Origin of the sequence: Flectobacillus rivi, assembly GCF_030056655.1 — a bacterium.
GTDB classification, from domain to species: domain Bacteria; phylum Bacteroidota; class Bacteroidia; order Cytophagales; family Spirosomataceae; genus Flectobacillus; species Flectobacillus rivi.
The window spans coordinates 44050-69067 of record NZ_JASHIE010000010.1; the positions used below are offsets into that span (position 1 = coordinate 44050).

Below are 25018 nucleotides of genomic sequence, written 5' to 3' on the forward strand. Positions count from 1 at the left end.
GCTAGCTTGAAAGTATGCTAAGAAGACCAAGAAGAAATCGTCAGTCTTCGGCTATCCGTGCAATGGTCGAAGAAACAACAGTCTCAGTCAATGATTTGATTTATCCTATGTTTGTCATGGAGGGTCAAAATCTGACAACAGAAGTAAAATCAATGCCAGGTATTTTCCGCTACTCACTAGACAAATTGCTTGATGAATTAGCGGTAATACAAGATTTAGGTATCCGTTCTATTGCCTTGTTCCCTCAAATTCCTGAAGCGAAAAAAGATAAATACGCAACCGAAAGCCATCGCCAAGGTAATATTTATCTCGAATCGATTAATGCCATCAAAAATGCTTTTCCAGAAATCTGTATCATGTCAGACGTAGCTATGGATCCATACAGTGCGGATGGACACGATGGTATTGTCGAAAACGGACAGATTCTCAACGATGAGTCATTGGAAGTGTTGGCTAAAATGGCCGTAGCACAAGCCGAAGCAGGTGCCGACATTGTTGGACCGTCGGACATGATGGATGGGCGCATAGGATACATTCGTGAAGCATTGGACGACAAAGGCTTTATTAATGTAGGAATCATGGCTTATTCGGCCAAATACGCTTCTGCTTTTTATGGACCGTTCCGTGATGCCTTGGATTCAGCACCTAAGTTTGGAGATAAGAAAACTTACCAAATGAACCCTGCCAACATACGTGAGGCGTTAGTCGAAGCTGAGCTAGATTACTTGGAAGGAGCAGATTATTTGATGGTAAAACCTGGCTTGGCATATCTTGACGTTATCAAAACCTTGAACGATAATTTCAATATCCCAATTGCAGCCTATAACGTATCAGGCGAATATGCGATGGTAAAAGCCGCTGCTCAGAATGGTTGGTTGGACGGTACTCGTACAATGGTTGAGTGTTTGACTTCGTTGAAACGTGCAGGTTCAAAAGTAATTTTGACCTATTTTGCCAAAGAATACGCAGAGTTAGTGAAATAATAGTGGGCTTTAGGCATTAAGCTCTATGCGGTAGGCTAAATATTTTAAGAAACCATAAACATATTTTTCCGAGCGCTTATAGCTTAATGCAAAAAGCCTAATAAGGCAATATTATTTTACCTTATTACCAACTACAAAGCCTCTCACCAGAGGTAGGAGGCTTTAGTCATTAACCTTTTCTATTATTTGATATTTTTAAGTTTTTGTCATTTCTCAGATGCAAGCATAAGCTTTTCTAAGAGATTGTTTTTTAACAGAAGAAAATTGCAAAGCGTACCTTGCTTATAAATTTATATAGTATTAAATGTCTACACATAATCAAAATACCTTGTACCCTCTAGCTTACCGAATCATATATTTTTCAAAAGAATAAAATCTCTTTGTTCTTCAGAGCCAAGTACGAAGGTATGTACACCTACATTTTCAAACCCCCATTTAGTATAAAAAGCAATAGCTTTAGGATTATTTTCCCAGACGCCTAAGCCCATTTTTTTGAAACCTTGCTGTTTGGCAAAATCAATACAAGCTTTCATAATTACCGAGCCAAGTCCTTTGCTATGATAGCTTTTATCAACGTAAATACGCTGTATTTCGGCTGCCTCCGAGTCCTCTAGAATAGTATCTATAGTTCGAATCTTCGCAAAAGCAATCATCGTATCTTCTTCAAACCCTACCAAATATGTACTTCCTTTTTCTGATAATTCTTTCGCCATTGTTTCTGGCGTAAAATTAGTGTCCAGATATAATTGCAGATTCTCGGGAGTATTATAAATGGCATAAGTATCTACGAAGGTGCGAATGGCTAGTGCAAGGAGTGCCTCTATATGTGAAGTATTGGCTATTTGTACTTGCATGGCGTTGAGTAATGTTTTGATAGTACAAAGAAAATCTTTTGAACTTATAAGAAAAAATACTTATTTTATATTAAATAATGCTTTTTTGTTATAAGTATGGATATTCGACAATTAGAATATTTTTTGGGTGTAGCTTCTGAGTTGCACTTTTCGAAGGCTGCCGAAAAACTTTATGTAGCACAGCCAGCCTTGAGCCGACAAATTCAACAGTTAGAAAATGAATTAGATGTAGTACTTTTTGAACGTGATAAACGAAATGTAAAATTGACTCCCGCAGGTGAATACCTTCAAAATGAGGCATCAAGAATACTTTCTCAACTCGAATATGTTCGATTACGTACGCAACTTATTCATAGGGGAGAAGAGGGTGATTTGAGAATTGCACACCCAGGGTCGGCAGTATTCTCGGTTTTGCCAACTTTATTGTCAGCACTAAAATTATACTTCCCCAAGATTCGAGGAGTGTTATCGGAAGTATTAGAGAACAAATTGTTTGAGTCATTACAAAACTATCAGGTAGATGTGGGTTTTGTAAGAGAGCCTATTCCTGATAAATATTTGAATTCGAGGCTCATTTTTGAGGAATGTTTTTCGCTAGTCGTTCCTCCAAACCATCCTTTGACTAAGGAAAACTTTACGGGACTGAGACAAGTACAAAACGAATCGTTTATTTTACCTCCAAGGCATGCAGGCTCTACCTATCATGATATTTTGTTGAGAATGTGTGAGCGGGAAGGTTTTTTACCCAATATTATTCACGAATCAAACTTTGGAACTACGATTTTGAAGTTGGTAGAACACAACCTCGGCGTAAGCCTATTGCCATCGTCCTATCGCATTAGTTCGCCAGTCAACGTGCGATTTATAGACTTAGACCAATTACCTGAAAGAACACAGTTATCAATGGTTTGGAGAAAAGACGATACCAATCCGATTTTGCATAACTTTTTGGATACAGCTAGCTCGGTAGATTTTAGGTATGATTGATGGTAGGGAAAAAAAATAGGCATAAAGGAGCGAGTTACACCTTTATGCCTGTTTGCATCAACGAAAATCATTATGCCGCTGTGCGGTAATAATTTGTTGGGTTTCTTTGTTTACGATATATGCCACACAAGCTTGGTGTATCGCCAGAGCTTAGGTCCATGATTTGAATTTCGAATACAGCAGTATTTTTTTCTAAGCTTTTTGACGCAGCTAGTAAATGATTCCAGTCGGCATTGACGACAAGGCGCAACTTACGGTATCTTGAGACTTCTTCACGATTGCTTAATTCAATGAATTGGACTTCTTCAAAATGCTTTTGAAGCGTGTTCATCAATAAATGAACGGTGAAGTCGTTGTCCTGAAAGCCGAGTGTGAGAAGGTAAGTTTCCATAAGCCTATAATTATTTATGATGACAAATCGTACTAGTGCTGCGTTCTGAATATTTTCGAGCTAACTAGTATTTATTTTTATCAAATTTAGAAAATAAAGAATGATAGTCCAATATTTATATCTATATTAGAATATGATTCTTTTTATGCTTGTTTTTGTAGATTATTAGTGCTTTAAGGTTGATGATTTAATCTCAAAAAAGATTTTTATTCTATGGCTTCGTTAGATAATACCGATTTAAGAATATTAAAATTGTTGCAAGAAGATGCTTTGATGACCAATAAGGAAATTGCAGCAAAGCTTAATTTGACAACAACGCCCGTACACGAGCGTATCAAACGCCTTGAGCAAGATGGGATTATTGAGAAATATACAGCTATTCTCAATAAATCTAAATTAGGAAAAGGCTTGGTTGTATTAGTAGACGTGACCCTGAAAGAGCATGCCGCAGAGTTTCTGGCTCAGTTTGAGCGAGATGTATTGTTATTGCCCGAGGTGGTCGAATGTTATTGTATTTCGGGAGGAGCTGACTTTTTGTTGAAGGTATTGGTCAAAGATATGGACGAGTACCGTCAGTTTATCTTACATAAATTGGCGACTTTAGCCAATATTGGAAATGCACAAAGTAGGTTTGTTGTAAACGAAATCAAAAGCCAAACGCCCGTACCGATACAAGTCTAATAAGTGATGAATTGTGAGTTTTGAGTTCAGAATACTGATAGTAGTAATCAGCATCCCGAACTCAAAACTCACAATTCATCATTACTTCACCGCTGGTGGAGGTGTTTTTTTGCCAAAAACAGATATGTTTACATAGCGTTTTGGTGCCAAGCGGAAGTCAATGAGAAGTTTGTCCAAATCAACCATCGTTTTGTTGAGGTTGGTATATAAAGAATCGTCTTTCAAAATTTTTCCGAGACTTCCCTGACCTGCCTGAATTCCTGCCATTACTTTTTGTAGTTCATCCAACGACTTTTGTGTACTTGCCAATGCTTGATTGATTTTGAGTGCGTTAAGCGAGTCAGCCATTTTGTTGAATTTGCCTAAAAGAGGCTTGAACTGCTTTTCAGTTTCAACTAAATTTCCTGAAAGAGTTTTCAAATTGCCAGTGATGCCATTAAGATTCGAACGGTTTTCAGCAATCGTACTGTTCATCGAAGTACCAAGCGTCGTAATGGTAGAATTGGAATTTTTGAGCAATATATTCAACGCTGCTGAAGTTGATTGGAAGCCCGCCACCACAGTTTTGAGCGTAATCAATAGAGAGTCTACGTGTGAAAGTGCAGGTAAAGCCTTTTCTTTTAAAACATCTGTCAAACCTGTTTCTAAAATACCTTTAAGTTTACCTCCATCAGCAATAGCAGCACCTTTGCCCATCTCTAGACGAATGAGCTTTCCGCCCAATAAACCATCAGAGGCTAACACAGCTTTTGTTCCTTGGGGTAGGATCAAGTCTTTTCTAATACTCAAAACTACTTGGATTGAGTGTTGTGCATTGTCTTGGAGTATTACGTCTTTCACAATTCCGACCTTAAGACCGCTTAATGCCACTTGGCTAGAAGGAACCAATCCTTGTACGTCGTTGAAAGTAACGTAATAGGTTTTTTCTGAAGAGAAAAAGGAAGAGCCCTTCAGAAAATTAAATCCAAGATAGAGTGCTGTAAATGAAATTATAGCTAAAATGCCGACTTTCGCTTCTTTTGATATATTCATTGATGTAAGAAATGGTAAAGAGCGTGATTTTATAAAAACCACTATTTACTAAATTAGAGTTTTGAATCAAACTCTTTGACTAGAGTATTATAAAGCAATGACAAAGGAAACACCTTTTCCCACTAGCTTAGTTTTCAATTTCTTCTTTGTAGGACTTAAATGCTCTGAAAATAGATTTAGCCACTTCATCTTGCCCATCTGAAGATGAAAGATAATCTTCCTCGTTAGGGTTGGTCAAGAAGCCTACTTCGACCAATACACTTGGCATAGCCGTTTCCCACAAAACCAAAAAACCTGCCTGTTTTACGCCATAACTCGTGCGGTCGCTATATCTTTTGAACTGACGTTCGATTTTTTGAGCAAATTTAAGACTATTATTCATAAAGGCACTTTGGTAATTTGCCATCATGATATGTGCCAAAGGCGAGTTAGGATCAAAGCCATTATAGGTCTTTTTATAGTCCCTTTCTTGCAAAATTACAGAGTTTTCTCTTTTGGCAACATCTAAGTTTTCCCCTGTTTTATGTAACCCCATCGTATATGTTTCAGTTCCTTTGAACTTTTTGGAAGGGTGTGAATTACAATGAACAGAGATAAAAAGATTAGCTCTATTACGATTAGCAATTGCCGAGCGCTCGTGTAAATTTACAAAGACATCGGTCTGGCGAGTATAATACACCTTGATATTAGGATATTCTTCCTTAATTTTTTTACCAAGCGCCAACACAATTTTCAAGGCAATATTTTTTTCTCGTACCCCCGATGGCCCTGAGCACCCAGGGTCTTTGCCTCCATGACCAGCATCTAGTACAATGGTACGAATATTGGTGCTTGCTGATGCAACAGCAACTGAGTCGGGTTCAATCCCTATTTGTGGCAAACTGAAGCCAGTTAAACCACCAATCATTAGTATTAGAAGGAAACCTTTAAGAAAGTTTAACATTATTTTCAGGCTGGTTCGTTAACAAGAACGTTATATAAAGTAATTTTGTATTTTAAATCTTTTACGAATTGATAAAATTGGAATGCTTCAAAGTAAAGAAGACTTTATTTCCAATAACTTATTAGAACGCGTCCTATACAATGGATAATTCCTATAGAACAGGCAAATATAATTTTTTAAGTCTTTCAAAAAAAGTCCTACTCTTAATCGGTACGATGTTCGTGCTAGGTTTTGCGTATTCGGCAAATGCACAAAGACTTCTCAAAGGTAAAGACAACAGTAAATCTACCAAAACCACTGCAACTTCGACCAAAGCTTTGCCAGTGGATACTTTGCGTAAAAACAATCTTGATTCTTTGGGAAAGAAAGGTACAAAAACTGTTCCTGATTCACTCAAAAAGCCAGATGAACTAGAAACCACCGTGCAGTACATGGCAGAAGATTCGACCATCATGGATACCGAAAAACAAATCGTGTATCTCTATGGTGATGCCAAAGTAACGTATGGGAATATTTCCTTACAAGCAGATTTTATCAAGCTTAATTGGGCTATAAATCAAGTAGATGCTCATGGGACGATGGACTCTACTACCAAAAAAGTCAAAGGAAAGCCTGTATTTAAGCAAGGAAGTGACGAATACAATGCCGATGAAATCAAGTATAACTTCAAGTCGAGAAAAGCTCTAATTCAAGGGATTGTTACTCAACAAGGAGAAGGCTATGTACAAGGGAAGAAGGTAAAAAAGGATGATGAGGATAACCTATATATCCGAAATGCTATTTACACGACCTGTAATTTGGCACAACCACACTTCCATATCAATGCCTCTAAAATTAAAATTGTAGGGAAAAAAGAAATCGTAGCAGGACCTTTTCACGTCGAACTCAACAATATTCCCTTGCCAATTGGGTTACCTTTTGGTTTTTTCCCTTATCGCCCACCACAAGAATCAGGTACTTCGGGGATTTTGATGCCTACCTATGGCGAAGAACCTTCAGGTCGTGGGTTCTACTTGCGTGATGGTGGTTACTACTTTGCTATAAGTCCCAATATTGGTGTACGTGCTACAGGAGAAATTTATGCTAATGGTAGCTGGGGGCTTGGTGCCAATTCGCAATACGTGAAACGATATCGTTATAGTGGTAATTTTAACTTACAGTATCGTAAAGGAATTAGTGCTGACGAATCGACACTTAACCCTACTGTTCGTAATGACTTTTCGATTCAATGGTCACATTCACCACAAAGTAGAGGTAATTCGAGTTTCTCAGCATCTGTTAATGTTGTGAGTAATAGCTATAACCAATACAATAGCTTTGTTACCTCTAACTATACCTCCAATGCTACGAACTCATCTGTACAATATTCTAAAAACTTTGGACAGACGATTCGTACAGGGGCAAGTATGAACATCTCACAGAATACCACAACCAAGGAGATTACTTCTGCTATTAATTACAACTTTGGTCTAAATCAAATCCAACCATTTAAGAAGAAAAAGGCTGTAACCGAAAGATTGATAGACCAATTCCGTTTTGGCTTAGATTTTACAGGCTCTACAAGTATTACCAACAAAGTGGCACTAGACAACCGTTCGTATTTGTCGCTTCCTTATACCGTATATCGTAGGGTTGACCCTACAGATACAGATCTTAATAAACCTGTAACTGTAACTAATTCCACTTCAACAAATTTGGAAAGAGATGGGGTTATTGGTTTCAATTTTGCCAATTTAGGTACTATCTTGAGTAAGGGGCAAACGAAAATGCAGTATTCTATCCCTATTTCTTTGCCGAATATCAAACTTGGTCGTTATATCAACCTTACCCCTGGGATGAGCTTATCAGGAAATGTTTATACTCGAAAGTATAATTACCAATTCTTGAATTTTAACAACTATGCTACCTCGGATTCATTACGAAGACTTGGAGCTGTGAAAATAGATACGACCAATGGGTCATTTATAGACTACCAATACGCATTTACGATGAGTATGAACACTCGTTTGTACGGAACACTAAACTTCAAAAACTTTGGGCGTTTGGCAGGTATTCGTCACGTAATGACACCGTCGGTTAGTGTGAGCTACACTCCAGATTTCACAGATACAAAATATGGGTTTTATCAAGACGTAGTGCTAACAAATAGTAGTACTGGAAAAAAAGATACACTTAGAATATCTTCATTTAATCCAACATTAACAAACGTAGGAAGTAGATCGGGAGGTATTAACTTTAGTTTAAACAATACGATAGAAGCGAAAGTAAAAGCAAAGTCGGATACAGCCGCTAAGGAGTTTGAAAAGATCACCATTATCGATAACCTTTCGTTATCGACCAACTATAACTTTTTTGCTACTAAGTACAAATTAGCTCCTGTATCTTTTGGGGCAACTTCAAGAGTCAAAAAATTTGATGTTAATATCGGAGGTACACTCGACCCTTATGTATATCAAGTCAATTCCAACTACGGTTCAGTCGGAGAGCAATTGGATGAATATATGTTTTCGACTGGAAAAGGTTTAGCTAATCTTTCAGCCTTTAATATGTCAGTAAGTAAAAGCTTTAAACCTGGTGGGAATAAGCCTAAAACCAGCGCCAATGGTACAGAAGGACAAATGAAGCAAATCAATCGCAATATTGATTCCTATGTAGATTGGAGTGTGCCTTGGGAATTTCAGTTTAGTTATCAATACAACTATGCTAAACGTGGTTTAGCACCTGCCGTAACAGTAAGTGCAGTCACCTTCTCTGGCAGTGTGAAGATGACCGAAAAGTGGGATTTTAAAGTTCAGTCAGGTTATGACTTTATCAACAAAGGTGTTTCTTTAACCAATATCAGTATCCATCGCGATTTACACTGTTGGGAAATGCAGTTTAACTGGACACCAGCAGCCAGTCCGTTGTATGGTCGTGGTGGTAGCTACTCGTTCGACTTACGTGTGAAGTCGTCCTTGTTACAAGAACTTAAGCTCTCACGTCGTCGTTCATTCTACGATAGTGGAGGTTTCTAAAAATATCTATAAAGCCGTTGCATGCAACGGCTTCTTTTTCTTATGATACGTGTTCCTTCTTTCATACATGCAGGAGAGTTTCAGTCCTTAAAAATTAAGGATATGACTTTTGTTGCCTATCGGAATCAGGATCCACCCCTCAGAAACGAAGTGTTTTTTGAGGAGCACGCCTTGATATTTGTGCTTGAGGGTGAAAAGAAGTTTGTTACGCCTGAACAAGATATTCGTGTCAAAAAAGGCAATGTGGTATTCATTCCTCGTGGTTATTACACCATGCAGGAAGCGATTAATAAACAATACCGAAGTTTGGTTTTCTTTTTTAATGAAAAGTTACTCAAAGAATTCGTAGCAGGACACTTGAGCCTTTTTCAAGAAAACTCTCTAGTCGAACCAGATCCCAATCAAGGACTATTGGTGTTTGGTATTAATGAAAGTTTGGAGAAATATATCGACTCAATTTTCCCTTATTTTCATCTCGAAACCCAATATCTCAATCACTTTCTGAACCTAAAGCTTCAAGAGTTACTATTGCATTTGCTCGAGATAGACCCTACTGGCAAGCTCAAATCGATTGTGTATAATATTTACAAAGGAGAAAAAGCCGATTTGGAATTTCTGATGGATAGCTATTACCTCAAACCGCTATCGATGGAGGAGCTTTCGAGACTTTCGGGAAGAAGCTTGTCGGCATTTAAAAGAGATTTTCAGAAGCAATTTCAAACCTCACCAGCGCTTTGGCTCAAAAACAAAAGATTAGAACATGCCCGACTTTTGTTAGAAAATACGGGCATGAACGTTTCAGAAATTAGTATGGAAATTGGCTACGAAAGCGTTTCTCATTTTATCAAAGCCTTCAAAGAGAAATACCATGTCACACCAAGCCATTATAAAGAAGGAGAAAGAAGCTAGCCTACGAGATTCGTTGGCTTTCTTTTTGATGTTTCCATAGTTCTTGGAAAATAGCACTGTTGGCTAGCAGATACTCAAAACTGCCCTCATCTACGATATGTCCTTTTTCGAGGATATATACATAATCAAACTGGCTCAGCAAATGCAATCTGTGCAAAGTGGATAGCACCGCTTTTCCTTCAAATTCTTTAAATAATTGCTGATAAATCAAGACTTCTGTTTTTGGGTCAACACTACTGGTTGGTTCGTCGAGCAGTATAATTTGTGAGCTACGTGCTGCCAATACCCCGCGTGCTAAAGCCAAGCGCTGTTTTTGTCCTCCCGATAGATTTACGCCCTTTTCTTGAATATTGGACTGTAAGCCATTTGGCAATTGCTTGATAACATCGGCAAATTGCGCTACCTCACAAACTTGTAAAATATCAGACTCCTCAAATGGCAAGCCTAGCGTGATATTGTATTCGATGGTATTCTCAAAAATTTCTGGTTCTTGTGGAAATAGCGTAACCGTTTCGGCCAAGATACCAATATCATCTTTCAAACGACCATCTAGGTCGATTTGAACGCCATTTTCTGGTTCATACAATCCTCGAAGCAATGCCAATAGGGTACTTTTCCCTGATCCACTTTCTCCAATAAAAGCAATACGTTTTCCTTTGTTGATTTGAATTTTGAGCTGATGTAATGCCTGAGATTTGTTTTCTAAACTGTAATTTTCTTGATGCGAAAAATTTAGATTTGAAATTGTCAGAGCATTCCAATTATTGGACAAGGTTTCAACCTCTTCAGGACGATGATGCTCCCGATACGCCTGCGAAATGGTACGGGCTGTTTGCACATCGGTATTATGCTGGATGATTTGAGTATAAAGCCAAGCCACATCATGAAATACACTCGTAAAGTTGTTGACATAGCCCAGCAGAGTCACCAAACCTCCTACCATAAAGACTTTACCAACTTCCCAATTTTGATAAACATAACCTACCGTAATTACAACATAAATCAATCCTACAAGCATATCTGCCACAAACCATTTCCACTCGTTGATAACAACCTGCTTACGGAAGGGCGCAAAAACATATTTGATTTTGTCGCTTAAACTTTGCTCCATTTGTTTCTCTAAACGAAGCGTAATTACTGTAATAATATTCGAAAGACTATCAAAAAGCGTTGAGGATACCACGTGCTCACGTTCGTTGGTTTCGTCGAGTGCTTTGATAAAAGGTTTATCAAACTGAGCAATGACCCAAATGGTAAAAATGCCCAAAAGCACACCAATGGCACCAAACAGAGGCGAAAAGTAAAGCATCGCAATGAAAGAAAAGAAGAATTTGGAAAAAGCGTGCAAATACATAAATCCATCCTGAAAAAAAGTCTTTAGGGCTTCGTATGCTTTACGGATACGGTTGATGGTAGCGCCACTATGATTATCCTGATGCCACTTTACAGGCAAATGTAGAGTTTGGTGATAAAGCTCATGCAAAAAGTTACGGCTAAGATTAAAAGCCAAACTGCGTTCCATTACCCGTGCTGTACCATGAAACGACCACTCCACAAAGCGTAAAAGCAAAAAGCCTATGCCATAAATCCATGTGTCTTTGAGGACATCTACCCCTTTGAGCTGAATTTTATCAATAAACCAACCGTACCAGATTGGATTGAGAGAAAAAATAATATTTGCTACAATGAAGAGTGCATATACCAACAAGAAGCGTTTTTTCTCTTGTCGAGCATATTGCCACGCAATTTTTAAAAGAGAAATATAAGGATTGTTTGCCATAATGAAAGAGGAGGAAAATCTCAAAAGATAATCGATTTGCTTTTACTCCTTTATTTTTGAAATCTTAATAAAATACAATTTTTATTGAAAAAGTAAAGTTTCAAAAAAAGAATGAATTCTGAATAAGTTTGAGATAATAAAAAAGTTAAGAATCGAAAAAAAATCTTATTTTTACATAAAGAATAGTTTTTAATAATAATCTTTTTAGAATTTTATTCTAAAAAGATAGCCAATTTGGCATGTATAATAGAATTTTATTCTTTAAAATAATTAAAAATCCAATCTTTTTTATCCTTCCTTACAAACCAGATTTTTGTATAGTCAATAATTTTATATAGTTTTGAGATATGGAAAATAATAGCACAAATAAATTTTTTATCATCATTAAGCTTCTCGCTGATTAGTGAGACAAGGTTTTTTTGTGCAAATCGAAGCCTTTTCTCACAACCAACTGAGGAAAGGTTTTTTTATACCCATTGCAACGACTATTTTGTAACCAAGAAACAACATTTAACAAATCATCAATCCCTTTAAAAGTCATGAGTCAAAGAATTCAAATATTCGACACAACATTGCGTGATGGCGAGCAAGTTCCGGGCTGTCAATTGAACACTGAAGAAAAATTGCAGGTTGCTGAACAATTAGAATTACTTGGGGTAGATATTATTGAAGCTGGTTTTCCAATTTCATCTCCAGGTGATTTCCGTTCTGTAGAAGAAATTGCTAAACTCGTGAAGAATGCCACAGTTTGTGGTTTGACTCGTGCCAAAAAAGAGGATATTGATGCAGCTGCTGCAGCTTTGAAACATGCCAAAAGACCACGTATCCACACAGGTATTGGTTCTTCGGATGTACACATTCAGCACAAATTTAATTCCACTCGTGAAAAAATCATCGAACAAGGCGTTTGGGCAGTAAAATATGCCAAAAGCTTTGTTGAAGATGTAGAGTTTTTTGCAGAAGATGCTGGTCGTGCAGACTTAGCATTTTTGGCTCAATTGACCGAAGCTGTTATTGCTGCAGGAGCTACAGTAGTAAACTTGCCAGATACAACAGGTTATTTATTGCCAAACCAGATGCACGAGCGTATTAGCTACTTATTCGAAAACGTTTCGAATATTCACCAAGCTACGATCTCTATGCACAACCACAATGACTTAGGCTTAGCTACTGCTAATACGATTGCAGGTATCCAAGCGGGTGCTCGTCAGGTAGAAGTTACTATCAACGGTATTGGCGAAAGAGCTGGTAACACTTCATTGGAAGAAGTTGCGATGATTTTGAACGTACATAAAGGCTTAGGCTTCGAAACTGGTATTAACCCTAAATTCTTGTACCCAACTTCATTAATGGTTTCAAATTTGATGGGTATGCCAGTACAGGCAAACAAAGCGGTAGTTGGTGCTAATGCTTTTGCTCACTCGTCGGGTATTCACCAAGATGGTTTCTTGAAGCACGCACAAAACTACGAAATCATGAATCCTGAAGATGTAGGTGTACCTTCTTCAGCCATCGTATTGACTTCTCGTTCGGGTCGTGCTGCTTTGCGTCACCGTTTGCAATTATTAGGTTTTGCTTTTGAAAAACCAGAACTTGATAAATTGTATACTCGTTTCTTGTTGATGGCCGATGAGCGTAAACAATTAAACGACGAAGATTTGAAAGAATTAGTAGGATAATATTACCTACTTAAGTTAGCGAGCAAAATAAAAATAATTTTACCCGCTTTAAGCTTTATGCGGTAGGCTAAAAGTTAAATAGTATTTCTCATGAAGTAATAGAAACTTTTTGCCTAGTGCTTACTGCCTAAAGCATATTAATGAAACTTTATTTTGCATTGATACTTAAGAATAAGTAAAAAAGGTCTTTGTGATGAACATTTTGTTTGTCACAAAGACCTTTTTTATTTTACTAACCATTTGATAATTTTTTGATTAAAACCTTTGATAATTGAGCGTTCACTCAATTTCTTAACGTATATTCAAAGTCTAAAGTACTAGCCTCTTAAAATTACTTCTCAAAATCAAAACTCGATCCCAATCCTTAATTTAAATTTGTAGCTTATGTCAAAGTCACTTTCTTATCTGCTTACCTTCGTTATGAGCTTGGCTCTTTTCGAAGTATCTGCTCAGGATATCAGCAAATATAAGTTTTTAGCTTATGGCGCATTGCCTGCTTGGACGGGTGTGGCGGTAGACTGGAGTACTACTTCCAAAGTGTATATTTATGACCCCAAAGAAACCCGTGGTCACGCCGAATTTGTAAACAAAAAGTTAGGGAGAACTATTACATTTAAGCAGTTTAAAACATTGGCTTCAACCTCAAAAACACGCCAATATCTTCCTTTTTTTGTATATGACCTTAGTGCTAAACCTTATATGGTTTCTGGTAAAAAATATACCTATGCTATACGTGTAGAGGATTATTCGTATGATGATACTCCAGCTTCAATGACAAGCTCTATACAGAAATTGACGCAACTGATATCAACAACTTACAAGCAGTTTAAGGGAAAACCATTAATAGTTCTCAATACAAAAGAGAAACATATTTTAAGTCAGAAGGTGCTTGCGCCCCTTCTTCTCAAACAGCAATTACAGTCGGTAACAGCTATGAATCTCATTAAGCATTTCAATGGATTCAAGGTTGAAGTGCTCAATGAAGTTGTAGCAGTAGGTCGATTGGTTTATGTTAAAAATGAGAAAAACCTTACAGAATTAAGTTCAAAAGATATTGCCATTTTTGAGCACATTCCAGAAAGAGTGCCGCCATTGGCAGGTATTATTACGCTCGAACCCCAAACACCTCTTTCGCATGTAAATCTTTTAGCTAAAAATAGAAAAACGCTCAATGTCTCATTGACAAGTCTTTCGGATTGGCCAGAATTAAAGGCAAAAATTGGTCAAATAGTAGAAATAAATCCAAAATTTCAGAAACTGATTATTAAAACGGTTACAGCAGATTATGCGGCAAAGTTTTTGGAAAAAAATCAACCCCCAAAAGTAAATATTCCTAATCCTGAATTGACATTTGAGTCTACTATTCCGCTTAATAAACATTTCAAACAATACCAGAAAGTAAACTTGATTGGAGCGAAAGCCAATAACTATGCTTTGATTCATGAGCTTTTGGGTGAAGAGTATGTTTTGCCTGCTTATGCGATTGGTTTTAAGCCTTATATGGACTTACTAGCACAAGGAGCTGATAAGGAAATAAACTTTTTTCTGAGTAAAAAAAGTACGTTAAATAAGTCTGAGAGGCAAAAAGCTTTAGCCAGAATTCGAAGTGTGATCGCAAAAAGCACCCCAAGTGTGGCAATGCTTGAGTCTTTGCGTGGAATATTGAATAAGTATTATGCAGGTAAAAAAGTAAAACTTCGTAGCTCAACTAATTGCGAAGATTTACCCCAGTTCAATGGAGCAGGTTTATATACCTCCAAAGGATTTAATGTGGCAGATAACGATAAAGTTTTAGCCGAAAAAATCACGAAGGTTTATGCGTCATTGTGGAACGATGAGGCATTTGAAGAACGAGAATATTTTGGGATTGACCACAAAAAAGTGGCTATGGCTATTTTGGTGAGTCCAGCCTTTGTAGATGAATATGCCAATGGTGTCATTTTGGTTACACCACATGAAAAGAGTGGAAATGTGGATGTGTTAGTCAATACCCAACCAGGCGAAAATGAAGTGGCAAACCCGAAGAAAAATGACAAGCCAGAAGCTTTTTTGGTAGGACAAAATGGGGTGGTTAGCTCCGTAAAAAGTCATTCAAATATCGGCAAGGTATTTATTGGAAACGAACAAGCTTCTTTACTGCTAAAAGTCTTGAGAATCAATGCCATCAAAGTACATCAAGCCCTGATGAACCGTCAGAAAGAAGCAGGCGATAATCAGTTGTATAGCACAGATATCGAATTTAAAGTGATAAAAAACACCGATGGGCAATACTTCTTGTATTTCAAACAGGCACGATTGTTACGAAATCATATTTTGCCTGAGTAAGTTTTAGCTTGATAGAGACATTTTTTAGGGTAAGTTAGAGTTAACAAAAAAGGTCAGCACTCATGAGTGTTGACCTTTTTTGTTTATTGGGGCAAGTTTTTCACGCTCAGGACGCCTGTTACTCGACGAAGCGTATAATCGGTAAAATCTTGATTAGAATCCATTCCTACACCGTGTAAGACTTGTTCAGGGGTTTTGATATCAACAGGTTTATCTGTGTAAACCTTCTTGGTATCAGGGCTCCAAAACATCTCATCGGTTTGTAAGGTTTCATTTTTGATTTGGTTATTTACCAACACACGCCCCATAATATGATAAAGGTTTTTCGAGCGAATAAATCTTGCCGAATCGCCTCTGAGTGTTGTGGTATTATTCCCTAACTTATCAAAAAAGAATATCCTTACTTCTTTGGGATATACTTTATCTTCGTTTTGAAGTGTTAGCTGTGTTTCGGTTGACATTTTGACCATAATCTTTGCCGAATCAGTATATGCCATATTGATACCATGTAGCTCGGATAATGGACCATTGTAAATTCCCTTCTGTACAATTTTCTCTTCCTTTTTACAACTTATCAGCGTCAATGTCCAGCACAAAATAACACCTATTGCCACTTTATATCTGTCTGTTTTCATACCAAAATCGCAATTAGTATTTCGATAATTCCCTCAATTCACAGAAAATTATCTCACTTAATAAGATTAGTCGATTTTTGGTTTACGGAACCAAGAGAAGTCACCCAATGAGAATCCAACTACAATTTTTGAATAAACCTCTTCGATGCCATTCGTTGCCAAGGTACCTCTTTTACCATGTACAAAAGCAACATTTAGGTATGAAATCGTACGCATTGGAAACGATGCTCCCACTGAGAAATTATAGTCTTTAGCTCCTGCTGTTCCTGTTACAGTATATGGAGATTGCGTATAACTAGCACCCACGCGATATACTACATGGTTGAAATAACCAGAGATTGCTTCGAAATCTGGAATGTATTCTGCTCCAAATGCGATAGTTGACGCATCTACTAATTTCTCTGAATTACCTTCAACATTTCTGAAAGCTGTCCACTTAGTCATAGAGTAATCAAGAGATACGTTCAACTGACCAGGTTTTTCTAAACTGATACCAAAACGATAGGTTGATGGCAAAGTGATATGACCTGTAGTTTGTGTCAACGTATCGGCATTGATTGCTGTAATCCCCGAAGCATCCAAAGTACGAAACTGACGAAGTGACTTAGCTTTGAGTGTTTGAGAAAAATCAGCAGTCGCTGCAATATTCAAGAAATACTCTTTGCTGATTTTTGGACGCCAAGCACCGCCTAGTTTGAAGATTAAACCAGAATAGTTGGTGCGGTCAGCCAATTTGATTTGATAGTTTTGACCATCACTATAGTTTTGAGTCGTAATATCGTTGTTGATTACACCAAAAGTATAGCTAGTTTCAAGCCCAACATAAACATTCTTGTTCAGTCTAACTCCATTTGACCAAACGGCTTTGTTCAAACCACCGCTCCCATTGTAAGCAATCGTTGTACTGTCTTTGCCCAATAGGTCAAGTTTATTTACTGAAAAAGTAGAGTAATCCACATTGGTAGATGGACGCAAGCCCAACAACATTGTCCAACGAGAGCTCACTGGCAATGCCAACGAGATAGGACCAATAGTACCACGTGTGGTATTAGAGCGTTTTGAGAAGTTTTGCAAACCTTTTACTTCCGTATTTACACCCATTTCAAAAAGCGTATAACGGTTGCGAGCCAACAAGGCAGGGTTTAGATTATTGATATATAAGCCAGAGGCATTGGCAACGCCAAGTCCACCCATCATATAGTTTACAGAACCGGCTTCTGTAACAGCCTCGCCAATACCCAAATACGAATAAGGTGAGTTGGATTGCTGAGCACTAGACCACTGAGAGTGGAGTACTAGACCCAGTACCAATAGAGAGACAATTTTTAATTTAGCCATTACAGGCAGGCCTTTACGATTGTGTAAGCTTGTCTGGTGAGCTAGCGTTTTTAATTTCGACATTATGTTCTAATATTCTGTTAAGACCAATCAACACTAAAGCTGGTTCTACAAAGTTCGGTGATTTTATGCGGTTTGCAAAAAATGTAGCGTCTCCCCCGCATAAAATGACGTTAATTTTTGTTAAAACTGCCTCGTATTGTTCGATGAAACCATTGATTTCTGCAAGAAGTCCATTTATTACACCACTTTGCATTGCTTTGGAGGTACTTTTTCCAATTAATTCTGGAAAGCCTTCGGGTTCTATTAACGGTAATCTTTGGGTAAAAGTGTGCATTGCTTTAAAACGCATTGCCATTCCTGGTGAAATAATACCTCCATGAAAATTAGCTTCGGCATCAACCAAATCATAGGTATTGCAAGTTCCCAAATCTATTACCACACAATTTTGTTGTGGAAACAGCACCATTGCTCCAATCGCAGCAGCGACACGGTCAGCACCAAGAGTATGAGGTGTATCATAAAGTTTTTGAATAGGCACAGAGGTTGTGGGTTGCAACAATACTAGTTCTGGGTCGTATTTTCCAAAATCAGCCTTTAATTGTTCCTCCGAATAACTGACTGTAGAGATGACAATATGTTTTGGGTTGATACTTTCCACGTATGCCAACAACGTAGGATAATCCAAGCCTTTTTGTAATTCTTGAAGTTTTCCACCGATAAATACCCCAGTTTTGGCAAAGGTATTGCCTAAGTCTATCGCTAAATTCATGAGATTTGTTTTCAATAATAAAGCAAAGGTAGGGTTTTGATTATTAGGCACAATGTTAAGATGAGCATTCCTATTACATTGTGCCCAATCAAAGGCATTGAGGTGAGTGATTTATTTCATAACTAATATTTTCTAGAATCTTAAAACAAGAATATTGGTTGGTCTTTATATTTGCTCCTGCTTTGGAAAAGCAGGAAAGTACTTATGCTAGCCAAATGACCAAAAACATCTTTATCAAACAAACTTTTTATGAATTTCTTATCTCAATCCATACTCGAAAATACTGTAATAGACTTAATCTGGTTTACAGGAATTTGCCTTTTGGGAGTATTGATTAAAAGGTATTTCTCTATTGTCTTGAGTAAAGTCCTTTATCGAGTTTTGCGCCACGACAAAGTGCCTATCTACACCTGTATTGAATTACTTCGGAAGCCGCTTGAAGTGTTTTTTATTCTTAATGCTATATGGCTTGCTTCTTATCATATCAAAGTCCCTAGAGCTTGGCATTTAGCACCAGTTGAACAATTTGGTATCCTGATGTTTGTTTGGAAAACCTTTCAGCTTACGCTTATTATGTCGTTTTCGTGGATACTTATTCGTATCACAAAGTTTCTAGCAATTGTTTTTCAAGAAAAAGCTGCGCTTACAGAAAGTAAACTCGATGACCAGTTTGTACCATTCACCAAAGATTTAGTGATTGTTGCCTTGGTCTTAATGACGTTTTTTTCGATGCTAGGAATAGTTTTCAAAATTGACGTAATAGCACTGATTACGGGTTTGGGGATTGGGGGTTTGGCTATCGCCTTAGCTGCTCGTGAGACTTTAGAAAACTTATTTGCTTCGTTTACGATTTTCTTGGACTTACCTTTTTTGGTGGGCGATACCATTTTGCTTGATAAAGTAACTGGCGATGTGGAAAAAATTGGTTTTCGTAGTACCCGCATTCGTACAGGTGATGGTAGCTTGGTAACAGTACCTAATCGCCTCATTACAGCACAAGCCTTAGAAAACCTCAGTCAAAGAAATTACCGCCGTGCTCGTTATGCCCTTCGTTTACGTTTGGACACACCTACCGAGGCAGTCAAAGCAATTGTGAATGATATTCAAACTTTGGTAGAATCACACGATAAAATATACCATAGCGACCCTGGCAAAACTCGTTTTGACGCTATTGGCGATAACTCACTTGATATTTTAGTTTCTTACCATGTAGCTACCAACAGCATTGTTGTTTTGAATGAGGTAAAAGAAGAAATTAATTACCAGATTTTATCCATTGTCCAAAAACATCAAGCGCAATTAGCCTATCCTACTTTCCGAATTATCAACTAATTTATTTGCCATCCTTAAAAACATCCATTTACCCTGATTTCGTGTGTCTGGTGTAGAAAATGCTCGTGGATTAAAAAGAAACACACAACTTTAATCCATGAACAAGCGCAAGATACCAATAGAGCTAATCATCTGGGTAAGTGGACTTTTATGGCTGGCATTCTCCCGTCCCGAAAGCACTCACTTTACAATTTGTCCCTTAGCTTTAGCAGGTTTTGAACATTGTCCAGGTTGCGGATTAGGTCATTCTATTTCTTATTTGTTGAGAGGTGAATGGCAATTATCTTGGCAAAGTCACCCTCTAGGTGCTTTTGCATTGCTAATACTACTTAAACGCATTTTTGAACTTGGTAAAACAGCATTTTGCTCAAACGTTTGCTCAAACAAAACTGAAGACTTTTATCCATCTAAACTTTTAAGAAAATGAATCCCAACTTCGTAATTATGATGGCCAACTTAGAACCTGAGGAAGCTATTTTTATCCAAAATTTAGTCAGAGATTTGGACGAAACACAACAACAACAGTTTTTGGCAATGTACCAAAACAAACGTCGTGATACAACCTTGATACTTATTACAACAATCATGGGATTCTTCGGTTTCGCTGGTATTCAACGCTTTTTGACAGATAGAATTGGTATGGGTATCCTTTACTTCTTTACAGGTGGACTTTGTATGATTGGTACAATCGTCGATTTGGTTAACCACAAAAGCATGACAATGGAATATAACCGTCAAGTAGCAGCCGAAATATTAGCCTCGATTAAACTTTGGCAAAATCGATAATGGCTGTCAAGTAAAAATCTATTAGGTAGCTTATTTCTCTTTTCAACCTTTAGATGACGAATCGAGATGTTCGGCAACAAGGTATCATTTATCAAAAAGATATTGTAAATTTCATAGGAAAACATGGAATGAGTATATTATCCATATATTCGTATTTATCCCATGTAACATTTTCATTATCGTACTTATGGAAAACCCAATATCTCGTCGTTCGGTATTACAAAAAACCCTAGCGGCGACTACTGCTACCATGCTGACATCCTCCCTCAACAACCGCATCGAAGCTGCCGACAACCATATTGGTTCGGCTCTCAAAGGACGCATCAATCACTCGGCTTGCCGTTGGTGTTATGAGTCAGTTCCTTTTGAGGATTTGTGTAAATCTGCTAAAGAAATCGGCATGAAGTCGATTGAATTGACAGGCCCTGAAGAATGGTCTATTATGAAAAAATATGATCTTACAGCAGGTATGGGTTGGGGAAGCTGGCCAAAAGGTACAGGGTTGACAAATTTCTTTAATGACCCAAAAAATCATGACCTGTTGGCAAACTACTATATCGACTATCTGATTCCAGAAGCAGCAAAAGCAGGTATCAAAAACTTGATTTGTTTTTCAGGAAACCGTAATGGTATCAGCGAAACACAAGGTTTGTTGAACTGCAAAAAGGTAATTCAAAGAATTATCAAAACTGCCGAAAAACACGATGTGACACTTTCGATGGAATTGTTGAACTCAAAAGTAAACCACAGAGATTATCAGTGTGATCATACCGAATGGGGCGTGGAACTTTGTGAAATGGTTGGTTCTGAAAAATTCAAATTGTTGTATGACATCTACCACATGCAAATCATGGAAGGGGACGTAATTGCAACAATCAAAAAATATAATGAGTATATCTCTCACTACCACACAGGTGGTGTACCAGGGCGTCATGAAATCAACGACTCTCAAGAGTTGAACTATCCTGCTATTATGAAAGCTATTGTTGATACTGGCTACAAAGGCTTTATTGGGCAAGAATTTATCCCAACTCGTACCGACAAAATTGCTTCATTGCGTGAAGGTATCTTGATTTGTGACATCTAGATATTGAGTGAATTAGTGGTTGAGTGATTTAGTGATTGTATTAAAACATGAGTTATCTCGAATTTCAACATTAGGCTTATTCTCCAATTATTCATCAAAAAAGGCGTTCGAAATGATTTTTTCGAACGCCTTTTTTGATACTATCTTTCTGAACCATGTTTGTATTGAAAACTCCTATCTAAGGTTATGTACTCACACTTCCGAAATCAGCAATCACAAATCCAAAATCGAATTATTCTTCTCTGTTTACGGTATCAATTGAAAAGGCAGGAAGGCATACGCTCCAATATTCACAAGCCTCGTCGAAAGGATTGCTATATCTGACTCTACTTCCCTTTGTGATCAAAATGCTTTGCCCTGCCGAAATCTCGATTACTTCGCCATCAACTTCGATCAGTTTTTTACCTTTACTGACTAAAGTCCACTCGTCAAAAGCGGGATTTTGGTGTGGCTCACTCCAACCAGAAGGAGCAATCATACGAGCAATACTAATATTTTCTTGTTGTGTGGCTACTCTTCCGAAATGTTCTTCGATAAGTTTTCCGTCTGTAGTAGGTACGACGAAAGGTTTGGTTTGATGAATGTAACTCATATTGTTATTTTTTAGTAATAAAAATAATGCCATAAACCTTGGATATATGCTTCAAAGTTTTGCCAATCTTGTTAAAACAAAAACGCCTCGAAAGAGGCGTTTTTGCAAAGGTATGAATAGACTTTGTAAGTTCTACAAGTTTTTCTTTTTCAATTCACTTACAGCAAAATCAGCAGCACGTGCTGTCAATGCCATATATGTCAACGATGGGTTTACGCAAGAAGCCGAAACCATTGCAGCACCATCTGTAACAAATACGTTTTTCACAGCGTGAACTTGATTGTGCTTGTTCAATACCGAAGTTTTAGGATCACGACCCATACGAGCAGTACCCATTTCGTGAATACCCAAACCAATGTGAGTTGATTGGCTATTGTAAGTACTGATATTTTTGAAACCAGCTGCTTCCAACATTTCAGCAGCGTCGTTCATCATATCTTCACGCATTTTTAATTCGTTTTGTCCAAATTCAGATTCGAAAGAAAGCACTGGTAAGCCCCACTTATCTTTTTGGTCGCTCAAAGTAAAGCGGTTGCTTTCGTTTGGAAGGATTTCACCAAAACCACCAAATCCAATTGACCATGAACCTGGGTGAGTTAAATCTTCTTTGAATGAAGCACCGAAACCATCCATACCAACACCACGACCCCAACCTGCACGGCTAGCACCACCTTGGTAGCCAAATCCACGAAGATAATCACGCTTGTCTTTACCCCAGTTACGGAAACGTGGAATATACAACCCGTTTGGACGGTTACCGAAGAAGTAATCTTCATTGAAACCTTCTACTGATGCACTAGCACCAACTCCTAAGTGGTGGTCCATGATGTTACGACCTAATTGATCGCTTTCATTACCCATACCAGTAGGGAAACGGTTTGATTTTGAGTTCATCAAAATTGAAGCAGAAGGAATAGCTCCAGCATTCAAGAAGATGATTTTTGCATAGTATTCAGTAACAGCCATTGTATTTTGGTCAATTACACGAACACCTTTTGCTTTTTGTGTTTTATCGTCAAAAATTACTTCAGATACAATGGCATTATGAACCATTACCAAGCGTTTTGTACGAGCTGCTGCTGGCAAAGTAGCCGATAATGAGCTAAAGTAACCACCATAAGGACAACCACGCATACACTTGTTACGGTATTGACAAGAACCACGACCAACAGCTGTATGTTGTGGACCTGGCTTAGTCAAGTGAGCTACACGACCAACTGTTACAGGACGTCCCAATTTGCTTTTTACTGCATTTGTGAAGTGAGTTTCAGGAGCAGTCATTTGCATAGCTGGCAAGAAGTGGCTATCTGGTAATACATCCAAACCTTCTGCTTGACCAGAAATACCTGCAAACTTCTCTACATACGTGTACCAAGGAGCAAGGTCTTCATAACGAATTGGCCAGTCAACCCCAACGCCTTCTTTTAAGTTAGCTTCAAAATCTGCTTTGTTCCAACGGTAAGACTGACGTCCCCACAACAAAGATTTACCACCTGTATGATAGGCACGAATCCAGTCGAAACCACCTTTTTTCTCGATATAAGGGTTTTGCTTATCGTTTTCGAACAAATAACGGTGCTCTTCGTTGGCTGTATAACCAGTACGCATACCAGCCCAGTACTCTTCAGCAGCCATGTTTGTTGGACGACCACGGTGTGCAAAATCCCAAGGATCTTTCATTGCCGTTTCGTAACCTTCAATATGTTTGATTTCACGACCACGCTCAAGTACTGCTACTCTCAAACCTTTTTCTGTTAATTCTTTGGCAGCCCAACCGCCCGAAATACCAGAACCAACAACGATTGCGTCGAAGGTTTGGTTTTTTACTGCATCTATATTAAGATTCATTTTATATCTTCTATAAGTATTGAAAGAAATTAAATAAGTGGGTAAAATGAAATCTATTTTACCCGCATTAGGCTGTATGCTTTAAGCTGTAAACGTAAATATTACTCCATTTTTTAATACTTACGACTTCTTTCCTAAAGCCTAATAATGCCATCTTGCGTTGTTCTTAGTAAGCAAAAGCTTTTTGTCCTGGCTTCAACTTGGTATTTTCAAATTTGCCTGGGATTGGCTCATATACGAATGAAGCTTTCAAACCTTGCTCAGAAGTATAATAACCTGTTAAAGTAAGCTCTTTCATCAAACGCCAGAAAGGAACACCCATAGCGGCATCCATACTTTCTTTGTCAACGTTATCTCCAACTTTTACTTGCTTCACATTGTATTGTTTCATCAACTCTTTGGTATCTGATTCAAGTTGCTTCAATGTTGCAATTTGTTGGTCTTTTGATTGAGCTAAGAAGTTTTTCTTTTCTAAATCAGATACACCCGCCAAGAAGCTTTTGTGCTCTGGTGCTTTGTAACAATCATTCAACATCATTTCAATGAATGCTGGTACTCCTGCATCTTTTGCACCAGGAGTGGTAGTTCTTGGAATGATATGCTCGGCTACTTCTGCTACTATCTTACGCTGAGTATCATTGAGGCTAAACGACTCAAGCGCTATAGAAGTGTTTTTTGCTTCACCTGCTCTGCTCATTGCCAAAAGGGTTGGTGCCGAAAGCGTCCCTCCAATTAATAAGGCAACTTTTGAGAGTGCGTCTCTTCTGTTCATTTTAGATCGGGATTTTGATATAGTATTTATAAATTAGTTTTTGTTCTTCCAACATACCAATGAATTATATTGTTTTAAAACTCATTGTATCTCTTTGAGAAAATAAAGATATTATATTTCCCATTCAACGCCAAAGACAAAACTTTATTTGAAAAGTTTTATTTTTTGCGAGTTTAAAGATAACCAATATTCGGCAATACTTTGCAAGGAATTGCCATGGAAATATCATATTTCATCCCCTATGATGAGGTAAAATAGGGGTGTTTTATCTTTAAGAA

At 37.8% G+C, this 25018-nt stretch carries 22 protein-coding genes; 11 read left to right on the forward strand and 11 right to left on the reverse strand.

Features of this window, described 5'->3' with window-relative positions; translation table 11 throughout:
* Positions 1 to 14: 14 nt before the first annotated feature.
* Positions 15 to 983, forward strand: a complete 969-nt coding sequence (hemB, locus tag QM481_RS14560) for a porphobilinogen synthase (RefSeq protein ID WP_095161222.1) — start codon at positions 15 to 17, stop codon at positions 981 to 983.
* 350 nt (positions 984 to 1333) lie between these two features.
* Here hemB and QM481_RS14565 read toward each other — a convergent pair whose 3' ends face one another.
* The gene (locus QM481_RS14565) at positions 1334 to 1837 is read right to left on the reverse strand and encodes a GNAT family N-acetyltransferase (protein WP_283382268.1); all 504 of its coding nucleotides are present in this window, start codon (positions 1835 to 1837) and stop codon (positions 1334 to 1336) included.
* A gap of 96 nt (positions 1838 to 1933) precedes the next feature.
* Between QM481_RS14565 and QM481_RS14570 the strand changes: the two genes are divergently transcribed.
* Positions 1934 to 2824 (forward strand): LysR substrate-binding domain-containing protein, encoded by an 891-nt coding sequence (locus QM481_RS14570; RefSeq protein ID WP_166549876.1) that lies wholly within the window; start codon positions 1934 to 1936, stop codon positions 2822 to 2824.
* Positions 2825 to 2894: 70 nt separating this feature from the next.
* On the opposite strand, the gene QM481_RS14575 is transcribed toward QM481_RS14570, so the two are convergent.
* Complete coding sequence (locus QM481_RS14575; protein ID WP_166549877.1) at positions 2895 to 3215, reverse strand: hypothetical protein; 321 nt, start codon at positions 3213 to 3215, stop codon at positions 2895 to 2897.
* A gap of 213 nt (positions 3216 to 3428) precedes the next feature.
* On the opposite strand from QM481_RS14575, the gene QM481_RS14580 reads away from it, so the two are divergent.
* Positions 3429 to 3896: an Lrp/AsnC family transcriptional regulator gene (locus tag QM481_RS14580; protein ID WP_166549878.1), complete on the forward strand. Its 468-nt coding sequence runs from the start codon at positions 3429 to 3431 to the stop codon at positions 3894 to 3896.
* Positions 3897 to 3977: 81 nt separating this feature from the next.
* Here the strand turns inward: QM481_RS14580 and QM481_RS14585 are convergent, their stop codons facing one another.
* Both QM481_RS14585 and QM481_RS14590 read right to left on the reverse strand, forming a co-directional pair.
* Complete coding sequence (locus QM481_RS14585; protein WP_283382269.1) at positions 3978 to 4928, reverse strand: MlaD family protein; 951 nt, start codon at positions 4926 to 4928, stop codon at positions 3978 to 3980.
* A gap of 127 nt (positions 4929 to 5055) precedes the next feature.
* Positions 5056 to 5871 carry an N-acetylmuramoyl-L-alanine amidase family protein gene (locus tag QM481_RS14590; protein WP_205690788.1) on the reverse strand — a complete coding sequence of 272 codons (816 nt, stop codon included), beginning with the start codon at positions 5869 to 5871 and terminating at the stop codon, positions 5056 to 5058.
* 140 nt (positions 5872 to 6011) lie between these two features.
* Between QM481_RS14590 and QM481_RS14595 the strand changes: the two genes are divergently transcribed.
* Positions 6012 to 8885: a putative LPS assembly protein LptD gene (locus QM481_RS14595; protein ID WP_283382270.1), complete on the forward strand. Its 2874-nt coding sequence runs from the start codon at positions 6012 to 6014 to the stop codon at positions 8883 to 8885.
* Between the two features lie 42 nt (positions 8886 to 8927).
* Positions 8928 to 9794, forward strand: a complete 867-nt coding sequence (locus tag QM481_RS14600; RefSeq protein ID WP_095161645.1) for an AraC family transcriptional regulator — start codon at positions 8928 to 8930, stop codon at positions 9792 to 9794.
* Between the two features lies 1 nt (position 9795).
* Here the strand turns inward: QM481_RS14600 and QM481_RS14605 are convergent, their stop codons facing one another.
* Entirely contained in the window at positions 9796 to 11574 is a 1779-nt protein-coding gene (locus QM481_RS14605; protein ID WP_283382271.1) for an ABC transporter ATP-binding protein, read from the reverse strand.
* A gap of 539 nt (positions 11575 to 12113) precedes the next feature.
* Here QM481_RS14605 and QM481_RS14610 point away from each other — a divergent pair.
* Positions 12114 to 13253, forward strand: coding sequence for a 2-isopropylmalate synthase (locus QM481_RS14610; protein ID WP_166549883.1), 1140 nt, complete (start codon positions 12114 to 12116; stop codon positions 13251 to 13253).
* 384 nt (positions 13254 to 13637) lie between these two features.
* The gene (locus tag QM481_RS14615) at positions 13638 to 15578 is read left to right on the forward strand and encodes a PEP/pyruvate-binding domain-containing protein (protein WP_283382272.1); all 1941 of its coding nucleotides are present in this window, start codon (positions 13638 to 13640) and stop codon (positions 15576 to 15578) included.
* Positions 15579 to 15661: 83 nt separating this feature from the next.
* Here the strand turns inward: QM481_RS14615 and lptC are convergent, their stop codons facing one another.
* From lptC to QM481_RS14630, 3 genes are all read right to left on the reverse strand, one after another.
* Positions 15662 to 16213 (reverse strand): LPS export ABC transporter periplasmic protein LptC, encoded by a 552-nt coding sequence (gene lptC / locus QM481_RS14620; RefSeq protein WP_166549885.1) that lies wholly within the window; start codon positions 16211 to 16213, stop codon positions 15662 to 15664.
* Between the two features lie 66 nt (positions 16214 to 16279).
* Positions 16280 to 17614: a BamG family beta-barrel-assembly machinery protein gene (bamG, locus tag QM481_RS14625; RefSeq protein ID WP_283382273.1), complete on the reverse strand. Its 1335-nt coding sequence runs from the start codon at positions 17612 to 17614 to the stop codon at positions 16280 to 16282.
* A complete protein-coding gene (locus tag QM481_RS14630) occupies positions 17565 to 18323 on the reverse strand; it encodes a type III pantothenate kinase (protein WP_283382274.1) in 759 nt (252 codons plus the stop codon). Before QM481_RS14630 ends, bamG begins: the two co-directional genes overlap by 50 nt.
* Positions 18324 to 18572: 249 nt before the next feature.
* On the opposite strand from QM481_RS14630, the gene QM481_RS14635 reads away from it, so the two are divergent.
* The 4 genes from QM481_RS14635 (at position 18573) to QM481_RS14650 (ending at position 21528) form a co-directional block, all read left to right on the forward strand.
* A complete protein-coding gene (locus QM481_RS14635) occupies positions 18573 to 19655 on the forward strand; it encodes a mechanosensitive ion channel family protein (RefSeq protein WP_166549888.1) in 1083 nt (360 codons plus the stop codon).
* Positions 19656 to 19752: 97 nt separating this feature from the next.
* Positions 19753 to 20082, forward strand: a complete 330-nt coding sequence (locus QM481_RS14640; protein WP_166549889.1) for a DUF2752 domain-containing protein — start codon at positions 19753 to 19755, stop codon at positions 20080 to 20082.
* Positions 20079 to 20441: a TM2 domain-containing protein gene (locus QM481_RS14645; RefSeq protein ID WP_166549890.1), complete on the forward strand. Its 363-nt coding sequence runs from the start codon at positions 20079 to 20081 to the stop codon at positions 20439 to 20441. Before QM481_RS14640 ends, QM481_RS14645 begins: the two co-directional genes overlap by 4 nt.
* Positions 20442 to 20628: 187 nt before the next feature.
* A complete protein-coding gene (locus tag QM481_RS14650) occupies positions 20629 to 21528 on the forward strand; it encodes a hydroxypyruvate isomerase family protein (protein WP_283382275.1) in 900 nt (299 codons plus the stop codon).
* Between the two features lie 232 nt (positions 21529 to 21760).
* Here QM481_RS14650 and QM481_RS14655 read toward each other — a convergent pair whose 3' ends face one another.
* The 3 genes from QM481_RS14655 to QM481_RS14665 form a co-directional block, all read right to left on the reverse strand.
* Positions 21761 to 22120: a cupin domain-containing protein gene (locus QM481_RS14655; RefSeq protein WP_166549892.1), complete on the reverse strand. Its 360-nt coding sequence runs from the start codon at positions 22118 to 22120 to the stop codon at positions 21761 to 21763.
* Between the two features lie 132 nt (positions 22121 to 22252).
* Positions 22253 to 23968 (reverse strand): GMC oxidoreductase, encoded by a 1716-nt coding sequence (locus QM481_RS14660; RefSeq protein WP_283369850.1) that lies wholly within the window; start codon positions 23966 to 23968, stop codon positions 22253 to 22255.
* A gap of 166 nt (positions 23969 to 24134) precedes the next feature.
* A complete protein-coding gene (locus QM481_RS14665) occupies positions 24135 to 24740 on the reverse strand; it encodes a gluconate 2-dehydrogenase subunit 3 family protein (RefSeq protein ID WP_166549894.1) in 606 nt (201 codons plus the stop codon).
* Between the last annotated feature and the right edge of the window lie 278 nt (positions 24741 to 25018).

Bases quoted from the DNA above. Each gene is read 5' to 3' on its own strand.
- hemB (WP_095161222.1), top strand. From the start codon at position 15: ATGCTAAGAAGACCAAGAAGAAATCGTCAGTCTTCGGCTATCCGTGCA.
- QM481_RS14565 (WP_283382268.1), bottom strand. From the start codon at position 1,837: ATGCAAGTACAAATAGCCAATACTTCACATATAGAGGCACTCCTTGCA.
- QM481_RS14570 (WP_166549876.1), top strand. From the start codon at position 1,934: ATGGATATTCGACAATTAGAATATTTTTTGGGTGTAGCTTCTGAGTTG.
- QM481_RS14575 (WP_166549877.1), bottom strand. From the start codon at position 3,215: ATGGAAACTTACCTTCTCACACTCGGCTTTCAGGACAACGACTTCACC.
- QM481_RS14580 (WP_166549878.1), top strand. From the start codon at position 3,429: ATGGCTTCGTTAGATAATACCGATTTAAGAATATTAAAATTGTTGCAA.
- QM481_RS14585 (WP_283382269.1), bottom strand. From the start codon at position 4,928: ATGAATATATCAAAAGAAGCGAAAGTCGGCATTTTAGCTATAATTTCA.
- QM481_RS14590 (WP_205690788.1), bottom strand. From the start codon at position 5,871: ATGTTAAACTTTCTTAAAGGTTTCCTTCTAATACTAATGATTGGTGGT.
- QM481_RS14595 (WP_283382270.1), top strand. From the start codon at position 6,012: ATGGATAATTCCTATAGAACAGGCAAATATAATTTTTTAAGTCTTTCA.
- QM481_RS14600 (WP_095161645.1), top strand. From the start codon at position 8,928: ATGATACGTGTTCCTTCTTTCATACATGCAGGAGAGTTTCAGTCCTTA.
- QM481_RS14605 (WP_283382271.1), bottom strand. From the start codon at position 11,574: ATGGCAAACAATCCTTATATTTCTCTTTTAAAAATTGCGTGGCAATAT.
- QM481_RS14610 (WP_166549883.1), top strand. From the start codon at position 12,114: ATGAGTCAAAGAATTCAAATATTCGACACAACATTGCGTGATGGCGAG.
- QM481_RS14615 (WP_283382272.1), top strand. From the start codon at position 13,638: ATGTCAAAGTCACTTTCTTATCTGCTTACCTTCGTTATGAGCTTGGCT.
- lptC (WP_166549885.1), bottom strand. From the start codon at position 16,213: ATGAAAACAGACAGATATAAAGTGGCAATAGGTGTTATTTTGTGCTGG.
- bamG (WP_283382273.1), bottom strand. From the start codon at position 17,614: ATGTCGAAATTAAAAACGCTAGCTCACCAGACAAGCTTACACAATCGT.
- QM481_RS14630 (WP_283382274.1), bottom strand. From the start codon at position 18,323: ATGAATTTAGCGATAGACTTAGGCAATACCTTTGCCAAAACTGGGGTA.
- QM481_RS14635 (WP_166549888.1), top strand. From the start codon at position 18,573: ATGAATTTCTTATCTCAATCCATACTCGAAAATACTGTAATAGACTTA.
- QM481_RS14640 (WP_166549889.1), top strand. From the start codon at position 19,753: ATGAACAAGCGCAAGATACCAATAGAGCTAATCATCTGGGTAAGTGGA.
- QM481_RS14645 (WP_166549890.1), top strand. From the start codon at position 20,079: ATGAATCCCAACTTCGTAATTATGATGGCCAACTTAGAACCTGAGGAA.
- QM481_RS14650 (WP_283382275.1), top strand. From the start codon at position 20,629: ATGGAAAACCCAATATCTCGTCGTTCGGTATTACAAAAAACCCTAGCG.
- QM481_RS14655 (WP_166549892.1), bottom strand. From the start codon at position 22,120: ATGAGTTACATTCATCAAACCAAACCTTTCGTCGTACCTACTACAGAC.
- QM481_RS14660 (WP_283369850.1), bottom strand. From the start codon at position 23,968: ATGAATCTTAATATAGATGCAGTAAAAAACCAAACCTTCGACGCAATC.
- QM481_RS14665 (WP_166549894.1), bottom strand. From the start codon at position 24,740: ATGAACAGAAGAGACGCACTCTCAAAAGTTGCCTTATTAATTGGAGGG.